The following is a 19,608-nucleotide window of genomic DNA, read 5'->3' as shown; positions in this document are numbered from 1 at the left end:
GGCCCTACTCCACCACGTCCCCCGCGGCCGGGGCGAGCGACCGGCCGTAGAGTGCGGGCGTGCCCACCCTCCTGCTCGTCCGCCACGGCCACTCCAGCGCGAACGGCGAGGGGATCCTCGCCGGCCGGCTCCCCGGCGTCCACCTCACCGAGCGCGGCCGCGGCCAGGCTGCGGCCCTCGGCGAGCGGTTCGCCGGCGCGCAGGTGGTGCGGGTCGTGAGCAGCCCGCTCGAGCGCTGCCTCGAGACGGCCCAGCCGCTGGCTGCCGCGGCCGGGGTCGAGGTCGTCGTCGACGACGGCCTGCAGGAGTGTGCGTACGGCGCGTGGAGCGGGCGCAAGCTGAGCGAGCTCGCCAAGGAGCCGCTCTGGTCGACCGTGCAGGACGACCCCGCGAGCGCACGCTTCCCCGACCACGACGAGTACGCCGCCGAGAGCCTGCAGGAGATGAGCGACCGCGTCGTGGAGGCCGTACGGCGCCACGACGCGCAGGTGCGCGAGGAGCACGGCCCCGGCGCGGTGTGGGTCGCGGTCAGCCACGGCGACCTGGTCAAGGCGGTCCTCGCCGATGCCACGGGTGCCGGCCTCGGGCACTTCCAGCGCTACACCGCCGACCCCGCGTCGGTGTGCGCCATCCGCTACGGCGAGCGCCACACGTTCCTGCTGTCCGCCAACGAGCTGGCCCCGGACCTGGCCAGGTTCCGGCCGCCGGCCGACGCCCCGCCGGCGGGGGAGACCCCGACGGCGACCGACGCCGCACCGACCGGGGATGCGCAGGTCGGCGGCGGAGCCGGTTAGAGTTTTGTCCATGTCGCTCCACGAGTTCGACCCGCCGGACCGGTTCGTCGCCGGGACCGTCGGGCCACCGGGACAGCGCACCTTCTTCCTCCAGGCGAGCGAGGGCCGCCGCCTCACGAGCGTGTCGCTCGAGAAGCAGCAGGTCGACGTCCTCGCGACGCGCATCAACGACCTGCTCGACAGCTACGCCGGCGGTGCCGGGGCAGACCACGTCGCGGCCGAGGTCGTCGACAACGCCCCGCTCGACACCCCCATCGAGGACGAGTTCCGCGTCAACACGCTCGCGCTGGCATGGGACGAGGACCGGCAGGTCATCATCATCGAGGCCCTGGACCGCGACCCCGACGACCCCGAGGCATCGCTCGACCCGGACGTGCTCACCACCGAGCCGCGCCAGGTCCGCGTGGTCCTCAGCCCGGCCCGCGCCAGGGCGTTCGCCCGGCGTGCCCAGTCGATCGTGGCTGCCGGGAGGCCGCCGTGCCCGTTCTGCGGTGGTCCGCTCGAGGTCGAGGGCCACATCTGCCCTCGCGCGAACGGCTACAAGCGCTGAGCCCGAGCCAGCCCGGCGACGCCGACCTGCTCGAGGTCCTCACTCGCGAGGACCTCGAGGTCCTCGGGCGGATCGCTGACGCTTCCAACCTCGCGGTGCTCGTCCGCGCCGGCGAGGGCGGTCCCTTCGCGGTCTACAAGCCGGTGATGGGGGAGCGGCCGCTGTGGGACTTCCCCGACGGCACCCTGGCCGGGCGCGAGGTCGCGGCCTACCTCATCAGTGCCGCAGGGGGGTTCGAGGTCGTGCCGCCGACGGTGCTGCGCTCGGGGCCGCACGGCATCGGCTCGGTCCAGCGCTGGGTGGGTGACCCCGGCGACGAGCCGGAGCACCCGGTGGACCTCGTCGGCCCGAGGGACGTCCCGTCGGGCTGGCTGCCCGTCCTGCGCGGCGAGAACGAGCTGGGCGAGCCCGTCGTCGTCGTCCACGAGGACTCCCCGGCCGCCCGGACCGTCGCGGCCTTCGACGCCCTCATCAACAACTCCGACCGCAAGGGCTCCCACCTGGTGCGTGAGGCCGGGAGGCTGCGCGGCTTCGACCACGGCGTGAGCCTGCACGAGGAGCCCAAGCTGCGTACGGTGCTCTGGGGCTTCGCGGGGGAGCCGATCGCCGACGACGACCTCGCCCGGATCGCGACCGTGGTCGAGCAGGTCGAGGACGAGCAGGCGTCGCTGCGTGCCGAGCTCGACTCCCTCCTCACCCTCCGCGAGGTCGCCGCGCTCCTCGGCCGCGGCCGCCGGCTGCTCGACCGCAGGGCCTACCCCGTCCCCTCCGGGCAGTGGCCGGCCATCCCGTGGCCGCCGCTCTGACCGGCCACCGTAGAGTTCCGCTGTGATCTCCTGGCCGACCCCGTTCCTCCCCGCCGTCCCCGGCACCGGCCACCCGGTCCAGGTCTTCGACACCGCCTCCGGTGTCGTGCGCCCGTTGACCCCCGGGCCGACCGCGCGGATGTACGTCTGCGGCATCACGCCGTACGACGCGACCCACATGGGCCACGCCGCCACCTACGTGACGTTCGACGTCCTCGGCCGCGCCCTGCGCGACGCCGGCCACGAGGTCGTCTACGTGCAGAACATCACCGACGTCGACGACCCGCTCATCGAGCGCGCGCAGCGCGACGGCGTGCGGTGGGAGGACCTCGCCACCCGCGAGATCGCCCTGTTCCGCGAGGACATGACGGCCCTGGCCGTGGTCCCGCCCGACCACTACGTCGGGGTGGTCGAGAGCATCGACTCGGTGGCCAAGGCGGTGCGCACGCTGGTGGACTCCGGGGCCGCCTACTCGGTGCCGACCGCCGAGTCCGACGGCGACGACGTCTACCTCGACCTCACCAGCGACGAGGGGTTCGGCGGCGTCTCCGGCTGGACCCGCGAGCAGATGCTCGAGGTCTACGCCGAGCGCGGAGGCGACCCCGACCGTGAGGGCAAGCGCGACGCCCTCGACCCGCTGCTGTGGCGCTCGGCCCGTGAGGGCGAGCCCTCGTGGGACGTCGACGGCCTGCCCGCAGGTCGTCCCGGCTGGCACATCGAGTGCACGGCCATCGCCCTGGACCACCTGGGGATGACCTTCGACGTCCAGGGCGGCGGCACCGACCTCGTCTTCCCCCACCACGAGATGAGCGCCACCCAGGCGGTCGTGCTCACCGGTGAGCGTCCCTTCGCCCGCACCTACGCCCACCAGGCGATGGTCGGCCTCGACGGCGAGAAGATGAGCAAGTCCAAGGGGAACCTGGTGCTGGTCTCGACGCTGCGGGCCGAGGGTGTCGACCCGATGGCCATCCGTCTCGCCCTGCTGTCGCGCCACTACCGCACCGAGTGGTCCTGGAGCGACGACCTGCTCGCGCAGGCGCAGGAGCGGCTCGAGACCTGGCGGTCGGCCCTGTCCGTCGACGGCGCCCCGGACACCGAGGACGTCGTCGAGCAGGTGCGCCGCCACGTCGCCGACGACCTCGACACCCCGGGTGCCCTCGCCGCGGTCGACCGCTGGGCGAAGGAGTGCCTGACCCGCGGCGGTGGCGACCCGACGTCGGCAGGGGTGCTCGCCCGCGCCCTCGACGCCATCCTCGGCGTCCGCGTCTGACGCCAGCGTTCGTCCCGGAGCCGCGACTCCGCTAGCCGAGCGGCCCGGGACCGTCCTGGCCGCGCCGGCGCAGGTAGCGCTCGAACTCGCGGGCGATCGCGTCACCGCTGGCCTCCGGGAGGTCGGCGGTGTCCTGGGCCTCCTCGAGGGACTGGACGTACTCCGCGACCTCCTCGTCGGTCTCGGCGAGCTCGTTGATGCCCCGCTCCCAGGCCTTGGCGCCGTCGGCGAGGTCGCCGTGCGGGATGGGGGCGTCGAGGAGCTCCTCCAGCCGGGAGACCAGTGCCAGCGTCGCCTTCGGGGAGGGAGAGTGGCCGGCGTAGTGCGGGACCGCGGCCCACAGCGAGATGGACTGCATGCCCGACTGCGTGGCGGCGTCGGCGAGGACGCCCACGATGCCGGTCGGGCCCTCGTAGCGGCTGGGCTCGAGGTCGAAGCGGTGCAGGACGTCCTCGTCGTCGGAGGTCGCCGTGACCGGGATGGGTCGGGTGTGGGCGACGTCGGCCATGAGGGCACCGAGGGTGAAGACCGTCGACGCGCCCACCTGCTGGGCGAACTCCATCAGCTCGATGGTGAAGGCCCGCCAGCGGAAGGACGGCTCGATGCCCTGGACGAGGATGACGTCGCGCTGCAGCGACTCGCTGCTGGCGACGAGGATCCGGGTGGTGCGCCAGTGGATGCGGCGGCGCCCCTCGTCGAGCACGACGCGTGGCCGGTTGACCTGGAAGTCGTAGTAGTCCTCGGGGTCGAGCGCGGCGACCGCCTCGGCACCCCAGACGTCGACGAGGTGGTCGATCGCGGCCGTGGCTGCCTCGCCCGCGTCGTTCCAGCCCTCGAAGGCCGCGATGACGACCGGGTTGTTCAGCTCCGGCACGTCCTCGAGCTCGATCACCGTTCCTCCTCGCCCGTGCCCCGTGGCACGCCAGTCCTCCCAGCCTACGGTCCGCGGTGCTGCCCGGTCCCGCCGCCTGCGTATAGTCGGGCGCGCCGTCTCCCGTAGCGCGCCACCCCAGCCCCCTGACCCGCCGGAGCCCCACCGCCATGTCCTCGTCGTCGTCCCCGTCGCCGACCACGTCCTCCGACCGGTTGCCGGCCGCAGTGCTGTGGGACATGGACGGGACCCTCGTGGACACCGAGCCCTACTGGATCAACGCCGAGCACGCCATCGTCGAGGAGGCGGGCGGCACCTGGAGCGACGAGTACGCCCACCAGCTCGTCGGCAACGACCTCATGGTCTCCGCGCAGTTCATCCGCGACAACAGCCCGGTCGAGCTCGACCCCGTCGAGATCATCGAGGAGCTGCTGAGGCGCGTCGTGGCCCAGGTGGCCGAGCACGTGCCGTGGCGTCCCGGCGCCCTGGACCTGCTCACCGCCCTGCGGGACGCCGGCGTGCCGAGCGCGCTGGTGACGATGTCGTGGCGGTCCCTCGCCGACGCGGTCCTGGCGGCCCTGCCCGACGACACGTTCTCTGCGGTCATCACCGGCGACGAGGTCGAGCACGGCAAGCCCCACCCCGAGCCCTACCTCGCGGCCGCGCGGGCGCTCGGCGTGGAGGTCGGCGACTGCGTCGCCATCGAGGACTCCCCGACCGGGGTGCGCTCGGCGGTGGCGGCCGGGGTGCCCACCATCGCCGTGCCCCACGTCGTGCCGGTGCCGGTGACCGTCGGGGCCGTCCAGCTCCCGAGCCTGCGTGGCATCACGCCGGCCGACCTGCGCACCGTCTTCGACGGCACGCGCCAGTAGGGCACGGCCGGGCCCGCCGGCTACTCGTCGGCCGGGTCGACCTGTCCCGAGACAGCCGGGTCGAGGGCGAGCAGGGCCGCACCCTCGGGCAGCGGCGGAGGCGTGCCGCCCCAGGCGGGGCAGAACTCGCGGAAGTCGCACCAGTCGCACAGCCGCGACGTCTTGGGGCGCCAGTCGCCGGTGGTCGCGGCGTGCTCGATGGCGGTCCAGACGGCCTTGAGGTTGCGCTCGAGCCCGAGCAGGTCGTGCTCGTCGGGGGCGTAGCGGACGACCTCGCCGTTGCCGAGGTAGACCAGCTGGAGCAGGCGGGGGATCTCCCCGCGCAGGCGCCACAGCACGAGCGCGTAGAACTTCATCTGGAACAGCGCCTTGCCCTCGAAGAGCTCGCTGGGGGAGCGACCGGTCTTGTAGTCGACCACCCGCATCGCCCCATCCGGCGCGACGTCGAGGCGGTCGACGTAGCCCCGCAGGACGAGGCCGTCGAGCTCGGTCTCGACGTAGAGCTCGCGCTCGGCGGGCTCGAGCCGGGTGGGGTCCTCCAGGGTGAACCAGGTCTCGATGAGCGCCTGCGCGTCGTCGAACCAGCCGTCCTCGGTGAGCCGCTCGTCGTCGGCGATCATCGCGGCGAGCTCGGGCTCCTCCTCGACGAGGGCCTGCCACTGGGGCCCGAGCAGCGACTGGGCCGCGGCGGGGGTCCGCTGGTCGGCAGGGAGGTCGAACAGCCTCTCGAGCACGGCGTGGACGAGCGTGCCCCGGGCCGCCGCAGGGCTGGGCGGCGAGGGGAGCTTGTCGATCGTCCGGAACCGGTAGAGCAGCGGGCACTGCTTGAAGTCCGACGCGCGGCTCGGGGACAGGGCTGGGACCATGCGACGCACTCTAGGCGCCACGGCCGACACCGCCGCGACTCCCGCGCCGTGCCTGTGGACGGCGTCCGGGCTGTCCTCAGGTCGGGCACGGGTCGGTGACCCGAGGGCGCCGGGTCAGTCGTCGGCCAGTCGCTGGGTGAGTCGGCGGTCAGTCGTCGGGCTGGTAACCGAGGTTGGGGCTGAGCCAGCGCTCTGCCTCGCGCAGGGTCCAGCCCTTGCGCTCGGCGTAGTCCTCGACCTGGTCGCGCCCGAGCCGGCCGACCACGAAGTACTGCGACTGCGGGTGGGAGAAGTACCAGCCGGACACCGCCGCTCCCGGCCACATCGCCATCGACTCCGTGAGCTCGATACCCGTGCGCTCCTTGACGTCGAGGAGCTCCCAGAGCAGCTGCTTCTCGGTGTGGTCCGGGCACATCGGGTAGCCGGGCGCGGGCCGGATACCGGTGTAGCGCTCGGCGATGAGGTCGGCGTTCCCGAGGTGCTCGTCGGGGGAGTAGCCCCAGAAGTCGTGGCGCACCCGCTCGTGCAGGCGCTCGGCGAACGCCTCCGCCAGCCGGTCGGCGAGCGACTCGAGGAGGATGGCGCTGTAGTCGTCGTTGGCCGCCTTGAACTCGGCGACCTTGTCCTGCGCGTTCAGGCCGGCGGTGACGGCGAACGCGCCGATGTGGTCGCGCAGCCCCGACGACCTGGGCGCGATGAAGTCGGACATCGCGCGGTTGGGCACGCCCGGGCGGTGCTGCCCCTGCTGGCGCAGGCTGTGCAGCGTCGTGAGGACCACCTCGCGCGACTCGTCGCCGTAGACCTCGATGTCGTCACCCACGGAGGCCGCGGGGAACAGGCCGAGGACGCCGCTGGCGCGGAGCCACCGCTCCTCGACGATGCGGTCGAGCATCTGCTGCGCGTCCTGGTAGAGCCTGGTCGCGGCCTCGCCCGTCGCCGGATTGTTGAGGATGTCCGGGAACCGGCCCTTCATCTCCCACGCGAGGAAGAACGGGCCCCAGTCGATGTAGTCGCGCAGCTCGTCGATGGGGTAGTCGGTGAAGGTGCGCACGAACTGGGTCGGCGTGCCGCTGCGGTGGCCGGACTGCAGGCGCAGCAGCTCCTTCTCCTGGGCGGCCACGAGGTGGGGGACCGGGGGGCGGTAGGTGGTCCAGTCGATCGGCGTCGCCTTCTCGCGCGCCGCCTCGAGGGAGACCAGGGGGCGCTCCGTGGACTTGGCGGCGTGGCGGGCCCGCAGGCTCTCGAAGTCGGCCCGCACCTCCTCGAGCAGCGCCTCCCGCTGGTCGTCGGCGAGGAGCCGGGAGACCACCGGGACCGAGCGCGAGGCGTCCTTCACCCACACCACGGGACCGTGGTACTGCTGGTCGACCTTGACGGCCGTGTGGGCCCGTGAGGTCGTGGCGCCGCCGATGAGCAGGGGCAGGTGCAGGCCCTGGCGCTCCATCTCGGAGGCGAACCCGACCATCTCGTCCAGGCTCGGCGTGATGAGCCCGGACAGGCCGATGACGTCGGCGTTCTCGGCCTTGGCGGTGTCGATGATCTTCTGCGCGGGCACCATGACGCCGAGGTCGACGACGTCGTAGTTGTTGCACTGCAGCACCACCCCGACGATGTTCTTGCCGATGTCGTGGACGTCGCCCTTGACGGTCGCGAGGACGATCTTGCCCTTGCTGCGGTTCTCGGCGACCTCGGCCTCGGTCTTCTCGGCCTCGATGAACGGGATGAGGTAGGCCACGGCCTTCTTCATGACGCGGGCCGACTTCACCACCTGCGGCAGGAACATCTTGCCGCTGCCGAACAGGTCGCCGACGACGTTCATGCCGTCCATCAGCGGTCCCTCGATGACCTCGATCGGCCGCCCGCCGCGGGCGCTGATCTCCTGGCGCAGCTCCTCGGTGTCGGACTCGGCGTGCTCGTCGATGCCCTTGACGAGGGCGTAGGTGATGCGTTCGCCGACCGGCAGGGAGCGCCACTCCTCGGCGATGGCCTCCTGCTTGGTGTCGCCGGTGTTGAACGAGTCGGCGACCTCGAGCAGCCGCTCGGTGGAGTCCGGGCGCCGGTTGAGGACGACGTCCTCGATGCGCTCCCGCAGGTCCGGGTCGACCTGGTCGTAGACGACGAGGGCGCCGGCGTTGACGATGCCCATGTCCATGCCGGCCCGGATGGCGTGGAACAGGAAGACCGCGTGGATCGCCTCGCGCACGGGGTTGTTGCCACGGAAGGAGAACGAGACGTTGGAGACCCCACCGGAGACCAGCGCCCCGGGCAGGTTCTCCTTGATCCAGCGCGTCGCCTCGATGAAGTCGGTGCCGTACGCCGCGTGCTCCTCGATGCCCGTGGCCACCGCGAAGATGTTGGGGTCGAAGATGATGTCCTCGGCGGGGAAGCCGACCTCCTGCGTGAGGATGTCGTAGGCCCGACGGCAGATCTGCTTGCGCCGCTCGAGGGAGTCGGCCTGGCCGTCCTCGTCGAACGCCATGACCACCACGGCCGCGCCGTACTTGCGGCAGAGCCGAGCGTGGCGGACGAACGGCTCGACGCCCTCCTTCATGGAGATCGAGTTGACGATCGGCTTGCCCTGCACGCACTTGAGGCCGGCTTCGATGACGTCCCACTTCGAGGAGTCGACCATCACCGGCACCCGTGAGATGTCGGGCTCGCTGGCGACGAGCTTGACGAAGCGGTCCATGGCCGCGACGCCGTCGATCATGCCCTCGTCCATGTTGATGTCGATGACCTGCGCGCCGGCCTCCACCTGCTGCCGCGCGACGTTGAGCGCGGTGCCGTAGTCCTCGGCCTGGATGAGCTTGCGGAACCTCGCCGAGCCGGTGATGTTGGTGCGCTCACCCACGTTGACGAACAACGACTCCTCGGTGACCGTCAGCGGCTCGAGGCCGGACAGGCGCAGGGCGGGGGACACCTCCGGGGGGACGCGCGGCGACTGGTCACCGGCGGCCTTGGCGATGGCGGCGATGTGCTCGGGTGTGGTGCCGCAGCATCCCCCCAGCAGGTTGACCAGCCCCGCCTCGGCGAACTCGCCCACGACGGCGGCCATCTGGTCCGGCAGCTCGTCGTACTCGCCGAAGGCGTTGGGCAGGCCGGCGTTGGGGTAGCAGGACACGAAGGTGTCGGCCACGCGGGCGAGCTCCGCGGCGTACGGACGCATCTCCGCCGCGCCGAGCGCACAGTTGAGCCCCACCGCGAGCGGGCGGGCGTGGCGCACGGAGTTCCAGAACGCCTCGGTGACCTGACCCGAGAGGGTGCGTCCGGAGGCGTCGGTGATGGTGCCGGAGATGATGACGGGCCACCGGCGGCCGTGCTCCTCGAACAGCGTCTCGAGCGCGAAGATCGCGGCCTTGGCGTTGAGGGTGTCGAAGATGGTCTCGACGATGAGCACGTCGGCGCCGCCGTCGACGAGGCCGCGGGCCTGCTCGCCGTAGGCGTCGACGAGCTCGTCGAAGGTGACGTTGCGCTTGCCCGGGTCGTTGACGTCGGGGGAGATGGACGCGGTGCGGTTGGTGGGGCCGAGGGCGCCGAGCACCCAGCGGGGCCGGTCGGGGGTCCGCTGCCTCATCGCGTCGCAGGCCCTGCGGGCCAGGCGCGCCGACTCGAGGTTGATCTCGTAGGCGAGGTCCTCCATGCCGTAGTCGGCGAGGGAGATCTTCTGCGCGTTGAAGGTGTTGGTCTCGACGAGGTCGGCGCCCGCCTCGAGGTAGGCCGTGTGGATGCCCGAGATGATGTCCGGCTGGGTCAGCGACAACAGGTCGTTGTTGCCCTTGAGGTCGCTCGGCCAGTCGGCGAAGCGCTCACCGCGGTAGTCCTCCTCGCTGAGCCCTTCGCGCTGGATCATCGTGCCCATGGCGCCGTCCATCACGAGGATCCGCTCGGTGAGGGCGGCCCTCAGCTCGTCGGTCGCATCGGGCTGGAACGTGGAGGAGTCGGACACCGTCCAAGTATGGCCCGGGGGGGTCGTCCGGCGAGCGCGCCGTTCACGTAGTGTCGTGTCATGACAGCGGCAGCCCCCGGGCACCAGGCCCCGGGGCACGGGGACGAGGCCCCCGACGACCGCGGTCTGGGGGTGCGGATCGCGCGGGTGGCGGGGATCCCCGTCTACCTCGCGCCGAGCTGGTTCGTCATCGCGGTCGTCATCACGGCCATCGTGGCTGCGCCGCTCCTGCCCACCCGCCCGCTCATGGGGGTGGCCATCGGGGTCACCCAGGCGCTGGCGCTGCTCGCCTGCGTCCTGGTCCACGAGGCAGCCCACGCCGCCGTCGCGCGCGGGTTCGGGATGCCGGTCGTGCGGATCGTGGCCAACGTCTGGGGCGGCCACACGTCGATGGAGGCCGTGCGGACCACACCGGGGCGGATGGCGCTCGTGGCGGCCGCCGGGCCCGCCGCCAACGCCGTGTTCGCCCTGCTGGCGTGGGCGGCGCTGCCTGTCGTCACCGGCGACGTGGGCAACCGGCTCGTCTACGGCCTGGTGATCATCAACGGCTCCCTCGCGGTCCTCAACATCCTGCCCGGCATGCCGCTCGACGGCGGGCAGGTGCTCGAGTGCCTCGTCTGGAAGGCGACCGGCGACCGCAACCGCGGCTCCGTCGTCGCCGGCTGGAGTGGTCGGGTCCTGACGGTGCTGCTCGTGCTGTGGTTCTTCGTCCGCCCGGTCGCGTCCGGGCAGACCGTGGGGTTCGGCCTGCTGTGGGTCCTGGTGATCGCGTCGGTCCTGTGGGGAGGGGCGACGGAGTCCATCCGCCGTGGCCACGCCCTGGCCACGATCGGGCGCCTGCGGCTCGGCCAGGTCATGCACCCCGCCTTCGCCGTCCGGGCCGACGCGGCGGTGTCCGAGCTGCCCACCACTCCGGGCTCGGAGGTGGTGGTCGTGGACGAGCACGGTCGCCCCACCGCGTACGTGGACGGCGAGCACCTCGCGTCCGTGCCCCCGGAGGCGCGGCCGCACACCCCGGTCAGCGCCGTGGCCAGCCACCAGCACCCGGGTTGGGTGGTCGCTGCCGACCCCGCGGGTGACGTCATGCCGGCCATCGCCGTGCTGCAGGAGTTCGGCATCGCGGTGGGGGCCGTCGTCCACGGCGGACGGGTCGTGGGGGTCGTGCACGCCACCGACATCGGGAAGGCGCTCGGCCGCAACTAGACTCGCGGCCCATGAGCAGCGCCCCCGAGCAGACCACGCCCCGCGCCACCGGCGCCCACCTGCGGCGAGGGCCGTTCTCGGAGGGGGAGAGGGTCCAGCTGACCGACCCGAAGGGCCGCCTGCACACCATCACCCTCGAGGCGGGCCGGGAGTTCCACACCCACCGCGGGCGCCTGCTGCACGACGACCTCATCGGTGCGCCCGACGGCTCCGTCGTCCGCAACACCGCGGGTGTCGAGTACCTCGCCCTGCGCCCGCTGCTGTCCGACTACGTCATGTCGATGCCCCGTGGCGCTGCGGTGGTCTACCCCAAGGACGCCGGCCAGATCGTCACCATGGCCGACATCTTCCCGGGGGCCCGGGTCGTCGAGGCGGGCGTCGGGTCCGGTGCCCTGTCGATGAGCCTGCTGCGCGCGGTGGGGGAGGCCGGCAGTGTGCACTCGTTCGAGCGTCGCGCCGACTTCGCCGACATCGCCAGGGGCAACGCCCGGGCGTTCTTCGGCGAGGACCACCCGGCCTGGCAGGTCACCGTCGGCGACCTCGTGGAGGAGCTGCCGAACCACGTCGAGCCGGGCTCGGTCGACCGCGTGGTCCTCGACATGCTGGCGCCGTGGGAGTGCCTCGACGCGGTGTCCGACGCGCTGGTGCCCGGCGGCGTCCTCATCTGCTACGTCGCGACCGCGACCCAGCTGTCCCGCGTGGCGGAGGGGGTCCGGGAGCACGGCGGCTACACCGAGCCCGAGGCCTGGGAGTCGCTCGTGCGGGGCTGGCACCTCGAGGGCCTCGCGGTCCGTCCGCAGCACCGGATGCACGGCCACACCGGGTTCCTCATCACCACCCGCCGGCTCGCCCCGGGGGTCACCCCGCCGCTGCGCAAGCGCCGCCCCGCCAAGGGCTCGGTCGACGGTGACGGAGTGCCCGTGCAGGACAGTGGCTTCGGCCGGGAGGGCGAGTTCACGCCCGAGGACATCGGCGAGCGTGTCCCATCAGACAAGAAGATCCGGCGGGTTCGCCGTTCTGTGACGCAAACCTCCGAACCCACGGAGTAGTTCGGGGTTAGGTTGGGTCATCGGCCGTCCCCGCACGGTCGATGACCGAGGTTCGCCACCGAGGGAGTCGACATGACCGACCAGAGCCACCACCACGACAGCCCCGAGGAGCGCCGCCAGGCGGAGCTCCTGTCCGAGGAGGTCGCTGCCCTGCGGCAACGGCTCGCGGACGCCCCCGTGCGCTCGCGCGAGCTGGAGACCAAGGTCCTGCAGCTGCAGTCCAACCTCGCGACCATCTCCTCCCAGAACGAACGACTGGTGCGCACCCTCAAGGAGGCGCGCGAGCAGATCGTGACCCTCAAGTCCGAGGTCGACCGGCTGGCCCAGCCGCCGGCGGCGTACGGCGTGATCCTGGAGTCCTACGACGACGCCACCGTCGACATCCTCACCGGCGGGCGGAAGATGCACGTCGCCGTGAGCCCCGCCGTCGACCCGGCCGAGCTGTCGAGCGGCCGCGAGGTGCGGCTCAACGAGGCCATGAACGTCGTCGCCACGTGCGGCTACGAGCGGGTCGGCGAGGTCGTGATGATCAAGGAGCTGCTCGGCGAGGGCCGGGTGCTCATCGTCGCGCACGCCGACGAGGAGCGGGTCTGCCGCCTCGCGGACAGCCTAGAGGGGGAGCCGATCCGGGTGGGCGACGCCCTGCTGCTCGAGCCCCGGTCGGGCTTCGTCTACGAGCGCATCCCCAAGGCCGAGGTCGCCGAGCTGGTCCTCGAAGAGGTCCCCGACATCGACTACGAGGACATCGGTGGGCTGGCAGGCCAGATCGAGGCCATCCGCGACGCCGTCGAGCTGCCCTACCTGCACCCCGACCTGTTCACCGAGCACCAGCTCAAGCCCCCGAAGGGTGTGCTGCTGTACGGCCCGCCCGGCTGCGGCAAGACCCTCATCGCCAAGGCGGTCGCGTCGTCGCTGGCGAGGAAGGTCGCCGAGAAGGAGGGCAAGCCGGTCGGCAAGTCGTTCTTCCTCAACATCAAGGGCCCCGAGCTGCTCAACAAGTACGTCGGGGAGACCGAGCGCCACATCCGCCTGATCTTCCAGCGGGCCAGGGAGAAGGCATCCGGCGGGACGCCCGTGGTGGTCTTCTTCGACGAGATGGACAGCCTGTTCCGCACCCGCGGCTCCGGCGTCTCCTCCGACGTCGAGACGACGATCGTCCCGCAGCTGCTGTCCGAGATCGACGGCGTGGAGCGGCTCGAGAACGTCATCGTCATCGGGGCGTCCAACCGCGAGGACATGATCGACCCGGCCATCCTGCGTCCCGGCCGCCTCGACGTGAAGATCAAGATCGAGCGCCCGGACGCCGAGAGCGCGCGTGACATCTTCACGAAGTACCTCACCGCCGACCTGCCGCTGCACGAGCACGACCTGTCCGAGCACGACGGTTCCGCGCAGGCGACGGTCGACGCGATGATCACGGCCACCGTGGAGCGGATGTACTCCGAGATCGAGGAGAACCGCTTCCTCGAGGTCACCTACGCCAACGGTGACAAGGAGGTCCTCTACTTCAAGGACTTCAACTCCGGCGCCATGATCCAGAACATCGTGGACCGGGCGAAGAAGATGGCGATCAAGGACTTCCTCACCGTCGGGGCCAAGGGCATCCGGGTCGACCACCTGCTCGCCAGCTGCGTCGACGAGTTCAAGGAGAACGAGGACCTGCCCAACACGACCAACCCCGACGACTGGGCCCGCATCTCCGGCAAGAAGGGCGAGCGGATCGTCTACATCCGCACCCTGATCACCGGCAAGAGCGGTACCGAGCCGGGCCGGTCGATCGACAACGTCGCCAACACCGGCCAGTACCTCTGAGCCCGACCGCTCAGGTGGCCCGGCGCAGCAGCCGGGCCACCCGGGCCGCCCGGTGGGCGGCACGTCCCGCCGCGGCCTCCACCCGCAGCCACAGCTGCCAGTAGGCGACCCCGACGGCGACCGAGGCAGCCATGGCCAGGACCGAGCTGTAGGCCATCAGGTGCGGGTAGACCACGAAGTGGGTCAGGTAGACGAAGAGGCTGGCGCCGGCCACGAGGGAGGCGGCGCGCCCGAGCCAGGCCGGGAGGGCCACCGTCGGCACCCAGATGAGCACGAGCAGCCCGAGGCACACGGTGGCCGCACGCGTGGGCATGGTCGGCCAGAACCCGGGGACGGTCAGCACCGGGATCGCCGACACGAGCAGGCGCTGCGGCCAGGTGTTCGCCCGGGCGGCCGCCCAGCCGGTGGCGAAGAGCCAGATGAGCACGTAGGCGTTCGCACCCCGGTACGGTCCGGCGTCCGGTACGACGACGTCGTACCGCGTCAGCAGGCCCACCGCGACCAGCGCCAGGGGCAGGGCGAGCCGGTGGCGCCGCTCGAAGCGGTCCACCGCGGGCACGGCCACGAGCAGCGCCGTCCCGAGCAGCAGCGCGGCCAGGGCCTCGATGAACCAGTAGTGCCAGTGCGGTGACCACCGGGCCCAGTCGCCGAGGACCTGGTTGAGCAGCAGGACGTTGCGCCAGTCGTAGGTGCCGGCCACCAGCGCCACCACCCCGATCCACGCTGCACTCGGTGCCCAGATGCGCAGGGCGCTGCGGGCGATGCCCCGGGCCCGCGCTGCCCGCGGCCGGTCGGTGAGCTGGAACCTGGCCAGGTTGTAGCCGGCCAGGGCCAGCAGGGTGTGCGCGCCCCCGGGGACGAACGACAGGTGGGTGTGGTTGGCGAGGATGAGCAGCACCGCCACCGCGCGCACGACCACGCTGGTCTCCACCCGGTGCAGGCGCGAACCCGAACGGGTGGGCGCCCGGTCGGCGGCGGCGACCAGCTCGGCAGGGGCGAGGAGGTGCCACCCCGCGGGGAGGGTGCCCAGGACCCGCTCGAGGCGCAGCGACACCTCGACGTAGGACAGTGAGTCACCACCGAGGTCCACGAAGCTCGTGCCGGCACCGGCCCGCGGGGTGTCGAGGAGCTCGCGGTAGAGGGCGACGACCGCCTCCAGCCGGTCGCCGGAGGGCGGCTCGGTGGCGTGGTCCTGCTCCTCGCGGTGGGCGCCCAGGAGCTCGGCCATGCCGGGGTAGTCCGGCTTGCCCGTCGAGAGTCGCGGGGCGCTCTGGCCGTCGAGGGCGACGACGGCGCCGACCGGTATGCCGTGGCGGCGGCGCAGCACCTCGGTGGCCGCCGGGCCGGTGCCCGGCTCGGGCAGGACCACGCCGATGGCGTCGCCGAGGTCGACGCAGTGCGCGTCGTGCCCCTCGTCGGCCAGGTCGCGCTCGACGTGGTCGAGGTCGATCCGCAGGCCGACGACCTTGGCGAACCGGCTGCGGCGGCCCACGACCTCCACGAGGCCGTCTGCCGTGATCCGGCCGAGGTCACCGGTACGCAGCTCGTGGACGTCCCGGCCCCGGGCCAGGTCGGCCGGGGTGGTGGCGTAGCCGAGCATGACGTTGGGTCCGGAGTAGACGAGCTCACCGAGGCCGCAGTCCAGCTCGCCCAGCGGGTCGACCCTGAACGTCCCGCCGGGCACCGCACGGCCCACGGTGCCGGGGCGGGTCGCCGCCAGCTCCGGGGGCAGCACCGCCATCCGCGCGGTGGCCTCGGTCTGGCCGTACATGACGTGCAGGTCGAACCCGCGGCGGGCGCCGAGCTCGGCATACCGGGACGCGGTGCCGGGGTCGAGGCGGCCACCGGCCGCGGTGACGGCGCGCAGCGTCGGGTGGTGGCGGTCGGCGAACCCGCTGCGGTCGAGGAGCTCGAAGGTGTGCGGCACGCCGGCCAGGGTCGTCACCCCGGCCCGGTCGGCCAGCTCCCAGAAGCACGGGTCGACCACCGACAGGTCCGTGAGGACCACCGAGGCCCCGGCCGCGAGGTGGCTGTGCAGCACCGACAGGCCGTAGCAGTAGTGCAGGGGGAGGCTGGTGACGGCCCGGTCGTCGGGGCGGATGCCGAGCGCCTCGGCGATGGCGGTGGCGTTGCTGTCGAGGTTGGTGTGCGACAGGCGGACGAGCTTGGGGGAGCCGGTGGACCCCGACGTGGGTAGCAGCAGGGCGAGATCGGGGTGCAGGTCGTGCGGGCCCTCACCGCGCGTGCGGTCCTCGTGACGCGTCACGACCCGCCAGCCCTCGTCGCCCCGGCCGGCGACCACGTCGGGGTCGTACGCCGCGACGAGCGCGTCGAGGTGGTGCAGCCGGTCCCCGGGGGCCAGCAGCGGGACGTGGCCCCCGGCCAGGGCGCCGAGGTAGGTCACCAGGGTGTCGAGGGTGTTGTCGCAGGCCAGCAGCACCAGGCGCCGGCCGGCGCCGAGCGTGACCGCCGCCTCGTCCACGAGGTCGGCGAGGGCGGCGTACGTCAGGCTCCGGGTGGCGGTGTGCACCGCGGGGGCCTGCCCGCGCGAGCGCAGCGAGGCCACGAAGCCGGGTACCGCGTGCGCGGGACGGGCTGTGAGGGGCGCGAAGGTTGGGGACACAGGGCCGTGGGGCGCGGAGCCTTCGCGCACAGAACCGTCGGGCGCGAGGAGGGGAGGGGTTGGCCGGGTGGCGGGGGCGGGGGGAGGCAGGACCACGCGACCACCGTATTAGGTAAGCCTTACCAAACTCAAAACGACCGGTCGTCCCTTCAGCCGAGGCGCCTCCCGGTTCGCCCTCGGGCCGGTGCGCGTGGAGGCAGACTGGCGGGCATGGAGTGGCTGGTGGGGCTGCTGGCCAAGGGCCGGGCGCGTGGGTGGCGGCTGAACGCCGTGGAGTTCATCGTGCTCGCCTTCCTCGTCTCGCGCGTGGTGTTCCTCGTCGACCGGCTGGGCCGTGAGGGAGGCAGCGTCAGCGCTGCGGTGGCCCTGGCGGTGTGTGCGTTCCTGCTCGGCGCCCTCCTGCGCGACGTGCTGAGGGCCCGTCCCCAGAAGGCCGGTCGCCGCTGACCCGCGGGGGTTGCTCGCTCTTCCAGCGGGCCACCCCGTCGACCGCGAACCGTCCGACCTCCCGGGCGCAGCGCCAGCCCACGATGAACAGGCCCAGCACGACCAGGGTCACGACCCCGAAGCTCCACGCGAAGCCGCCACCGGAGGCGACGCGCAGGCCCAGGCCGAGGACGGCGGTCACCAGCCACACCGGGACCGCGGCACCGACCGCTACCGGCCAGTCCCCGCGGGCGCGCACGAGCGCCCACCCGACGGCCAGGGCCGCGAGGAACGGCCAGGCGACCTCCAGCACGCCCCCGAGCGTGAGCCCCTCCGCGTGGCTGGCGCGCCCGATCGTGGCGAACAGCAGCACCGACAGGGCGTCGAGGACCAGCGCCGGGACGGCTCGCCTCACGCGTGGACCCGGTCGAACAGGGTCGCCTGCGGTGGGGAGAGGGTGGGGTCGACGCCGTCGAACAGGCTGCTGACCGACTCGCCGGCGTGGATCCGCTTGATCGCCTCGGCGAAGAGCTGCGCCACCGACCGCACCCGCAGCTCCGGCCAGTGCCCCGGCGCCGGGACGGTGTCGGTGGTGACCACCTCACCGACCATGCGGTGCCCACGCAGCCGCTCGACGGCCTTGCCCGCGAACAGGCCGTGCGTGCAGGCGACGTCGGCACCGGTGCAGCCGAGGCTGTCGAGGCGCTCGAGCAGCTCGACGATGGAGCCGCCGGTGGCGATCTCGTCGTCGAGGACGATGGCCCGCTTGCCGGTGACGTCGCCGACGATCGAGTCGATGATGACCCGGTCGTCCGCGAGCCGCTGCTTGGACCCGGCCGCCACGGGCAGGCCGAGCAGCCGGGCGAACTGGGTGGCGGTCTTGGCGTTGCCGAGGTCGGGGGAGACGACGACCGAGTTGGACAGGTCGCCGTCGCGGAAGTGGTCGGCCAGCACCCCGATGGCGGTGAGGTGGTCCACCGGCACCGAGAAGAAGCCGTGCACCTGCGGAGCGTGCAGGGTCATTGTGAGGACCCGGTCGACGCCGGCCGCCACGAGCATGTCGGCCACCAGGCGGCCGCCGAGGGAGATGCGGGAGGCGTCCTTCTTGTCCGAGCGCGCGTAGGCGTAGTGCGGGATGACGGCGGTGATCTGGGCGGCGCTGGCGCCCCGGGCCGCATCGACCATGAGCAGGAGCTCCATGAGGTGCTCCTGGGTCGGTGGCACCAGGGGCTGGACGATGTAGACGTCGCGCTGGCGGCAGTTGGCCAGCAGCTGCGCCTGGAGGCAGTCGTTGCTGAACCGGGTGATGTCGGCCGGCGACAGCTCCACGCCGAGGCCGTCACAGATGCGGCGGGCCAGGACCCGGTGGGCGCTCCCGGAGAAAACCACGATGTCCCGCATGACGCTCCTCGGTCGACCGATGATCCAGGACGAGACTAACGGCCGGGGGCCGCGAGCGGGACCTCCACGTCAGCGGGGTGAGACGGCTCGGCCGGCCCGTCGCCGTACAGGTGGGACGCCAGCTCCTCGACGAGCTCGGCCCGGTGCTGCGCGCTCGTGGGCACCACGCCCGGTATGGAGGCGAAGCCGTGCGGCACCCGGACGTAGTTGGTCAGCCTGACGGGCACCCCGGCGGCCTCCAGGGCGGCCGCGTAGCGCGCACCGTCGTCGCGCAACGGGTCGAGGTCGGCGGTCTGGACCAGCGCCGGCGGCAGGCCGTCGAGCCGGCCGAACAGGGGCGAGACCATCGGGTCCGCGTGGTCGGAGCCCGGCGGCAGGTAGTGCTCGCGGAAGGCGACGATGCTCGCCCGGGTCAGCATCGGGGCGCCGGCGAGGTCGTGGATGGACGGCGACGCCAGCGTCATGTCCGTGGCCGGGTAGATCAGGGCCTGGTGGCGGATGGGGGAGTCGCCGCGGTCGCGCAGCACCTGGGCGGTCACGGCGGCGAGGTTGCCGCCGGCACTGTCTCCGCACACGGCCATCCGGGTCGTGTCGGCGCGCAGGACGTCGCCGTGCTGCTCGAGCCAGGTGACGGCGTCGACGCAGTCGTGGGCGGCGGTCGGGGCCCGGTGCTCGGGCGCCAGCCGGTAGTCGACGCTGACCACGACGGCCCGGACCCGCGCGGCCAGGTGGCTGCAGAGGGGGTCGTACATGACGACGTTGCCCTGGACGAACCCCCCGCCGTGGATGAACACGACCACGGGGACGTCGGTGTCCTTGTCCCGCACCGCACGAGGGCGGTAGACGCGCAAGGGGATCTCGTAGCCGTCCCGCGCCGGCGCGGTCCCGAACGTGATGCCCACCGAGGGGTCCACCGCCCCCGTGACCCAGGAGAACGGCGGCCGGTCGGGGGTGACCACGCCCCGGCCCGCGACGATCTCCTCGACCGAGCACTTCTCCACCGGCCGCCGTCGCATCACGTGGTCGAGGAACGCGGTCAGCAGGGCGGTCCGCGGGTACATGGCCTTGGGGGAGTGGCGCATGGGCTGAAACTAACTCACCTAGGGTGAGGACATGAGC

The 19,608-nt window shown here is 72.5% G+C and carries 16 protein-coding genes; 9 read left to right on the top strand and 7 right to left on the bottom strand.

Translation table 11 applies throughout. From position 1 onward, the window contains the following. Positions 1-59 precede the first annotated feature (59 nt). From ABEA42_RS15750 to mshC, 4 genes are read left to right on the top strand one after another with little or no spacing between them, the layout of a single operon-like run. Positions 60-794: an MSMEG_4193 family putative phosphomutase gene (locus ABEA42_RS15750; protein WP_345504802.1), complete on the top strand. Its 735-nt coding sequence runs from the start codon at positions 60-62 to the stop codon at positions 792-794. Positions 795-804: 10 nt separating this feature from the next. Next, positions 805-1,344 carry a DUF3090 domain-containing protein gene (locus ABEA42_RS15745; protein ID WP_345504801.1) on the top strand — a complete coding sequence of 180 codons (540 nt, stop codon included), beginning with the start codon at positions 805-807 and terminating at the stop codon, positions 1,342-1,344. Further along, positions 1,272-2,150, top strand: coding sequence for an SCO1664 family protein (locus ABEA42_RS15740; RefSeq protein ID WP_345504800.1), 879 nt, complete (start codon positions 1,272-1,274; stop codon positions 2,148-2,150). The genes ABEA42_RS15745 and ABEA42_RS15740 overlap by 73 nt, the downstream gene beginning before the upstream one ends. A gap of 22 nt (positions 2,151-2,172) precedes the next feature. Continuing rightward, positions 2,173-3,420 carry a cysteine--1-D-myo-inosityl 2-amino-2-deoxy-alpha-D-glucopyranoside ligase gene (gene mshC, locus ABEA42_RS15735; protein WP_345504799.1) on the top strand — a complete coding sequence of 416 codons (1,248 nt, stop codon included), beginning with the start codon at positions 2,173-2,175 and terminating at the stop codon, positions 3,418-3,420. Positions 3,421-3,451: 31 nt separating this feature from the next. Here mshC and ABEA42_RS15730 read toward each other — a convergent pair whose 3' ends face one another. Continuing rightward, a complete protein-coding gene (locus ABEA42_RS15730; protein ID WP_345504798.1) occupies positions 3,452-4,312 on the bottom strand; it encodes a PAC2 family protein in 861 nt (286 codons plus the stop codon). A gap of 149 nt (positions 4,313-4,461) precedes the next feature. Here ABEA42_RS15730 and ABEA42_RS15725 point away from each other — a divergent pair, with 149 nt between their 5' ends. Continuing rightward, entirely contained in the window at positions 4,462-5,163 is a 702-nt protein-coding gene (locus tag ABEA42_RS15725; protein WP_345504797.1) for an HAD family hydrolase, read from the top strand. A gap of 20 nt (positions 5,164-5,183) precedes the next feature. Here the strand turns inward: ABEA42_RS15725 and ABEA42_RS15720 are convergent, their stop codons facing one another. Together ABEA42_RS15720 and metH are read right to left on the bottom strand one after the other, a co-directional pair. Then, the gene (locus ABEA42_RS15720) at positions 5,184-6,029 is read right to left on the bottom strand and encodes a RecB family exonuclease (protein ID WP_345504795.1); all 846 of its coding nucleotides are present in this window, start codon (positions 6,027-6,029) and stop codon (positions 5,184-5,186) included. Between the two features lie 148 nt (positions 6,030-6,177). Beyond that, positions 6,178-9,975, bottom strand: coding sequence for a methionine synthase (gene metH / locus ABEA42_RS15715; protein WP_425572094.1), 3,798 nt, complete (start codon positions 9,973-9,975; stop codon positions 6,178-6,180). A 60-nt stretch (positions 9,976-10,035) separates the two neighbouring features. On the opposite strand from metH, the gene ABEA42_RS15710 reads away from it, so the two are divergent. The 3 genes from ABEA42_RS15710 (at position 10,036) to arc (ending at position 14,039) form a co-directional block, all read left to right on the top strand. Further along, complete coding sequence (locus ABEA42_RS15710) at positions 10,036-11,178, top strand: site-2 protease family protein (protein ID WP_345504793.1); 1,143 nt, start codon at positions 10,036-10,038, stop codon at positions 11,176-11,178. An 11-nt stretch (positions 11,179-11,189) separates the two neighbouring features. Next, positions 11,190-12,227, top strand: coding sequence for a tRNA (adenine-N1)-methyltransferase (locus ABEA42_RS15705; protein ID WP_345504792.1), 1,038 nt, complete (start codon positions 11,190-11,192; stop codon positions 12,225-12,227). Between the two features lie 72 nt (positions 12,228-12,299). After that, on the top strand, positions 12,300-14,039 hold the full coding sequence (gene arc, locus ABEA42_RS15700) for a proteasome ATPase (protein WP_345504790.1): 1,740 nt from the start codon (positions 12,300-12,302) through the stop codon (positions 14,037-14,039). Between the two features lie 10 nt (positions 14,040-14,049). On the opposite strand, the gene ABEA42_RS15695 is transcribed toward arc, so the two are convergent. Continuing rightward, a complete protein-coding gene (locus tag ABEA42_RS15695) occupies positions 14,050-16,569 on the bottom strand; it encodes a non-ribosomal peptide synthetase (RefSeq protein ID WP_425572093.1) in 2,520 nt (839 codons plus the stop codon). A gap of 303 nt (positions 16,570-16,872) precedes the next feature. Here ABEA42_RS15695 and ABEA42_RS15690 point away from each other — a divergent pair, with 303 nt between their 5' ends. After that, positions 16,873-17,109, top strand: a complete 237-nt coding sequence (locus ABEA42_RS15690; protein WP_345504788.1) for a hypothetical protein — start codon at positions 16,873-16,875, stop codon at positions 17,107-17,109. Here the strand turns inward: ABEA42_RS15690 and ABEA42_RS15685 are convergent. The 3 genes from ABEA42_RS15685 to ABEA42_RS15675 are packed head-to-tail and all read right to left on the bottom strand — an operon-like array spanning position 17,012 to position 19,571. Beyond that, positions 17,012-17,503, bottom strand: coding sequence for a DUF3054 domain-containing protein (locus tag ABEA42_RS15685; RefSeq protein WP_345504787.1), 492 nt, complete (start codon positions 17,501-17,503; stop codon positions 17,012-17,014). The two genes, ABEA42_RS15690 and ABEA42_RS15685, sit on opposite strands and share 98 nt — an antisense overlap. After that, on the bottom strand, positions 17,500-18,489 hold the full coding sequence (locus tag ABEA42_RS15680) for a ribose-phosphate diphosphokinase (protein ID WP_345504785.1): 990 nt from the start codon (positions 18,487-18,489) through the stop codon (positions 17,500-17,502). The genes ABEA42_RS15685 and ABEA42_RS15680 overlap by 4 nt, the downstream gene beginning before the upstream one ends. A gap of 35 nt (positions 18,490-18,524) precedes the next feature. Next, positions 18,525-19,571, bottom strand: a complete 1,047-nt coding sequence (locus ABEA42_RS15675; RefSeq protein WP_345504783.1) for an alpha/beta hydrolase — start codon at positions 19,569-19,571, stop codon at positions 18,525-18,527. Between the last annotated feature and the right edge of the window lie 37 nt (positions 19,572-19,608).

The organism is Pedococcus ginsenosidimutans, from assembly GCF_039544395.1.
In the GTDB taxonomy this organism is placed as follows: domain Bacteria; phylum Actinomycetota; class Actinomycetes; order Actinomycetales; family Dermatophilaceae; genus Pedococcus; species Pedococcus ginsenosidimutans.
The sequence above is the reverse complement of the archived record's forward strand: the minus strand, read 5'-3'. Positions and strand labels throughout refer to the sequence as shown.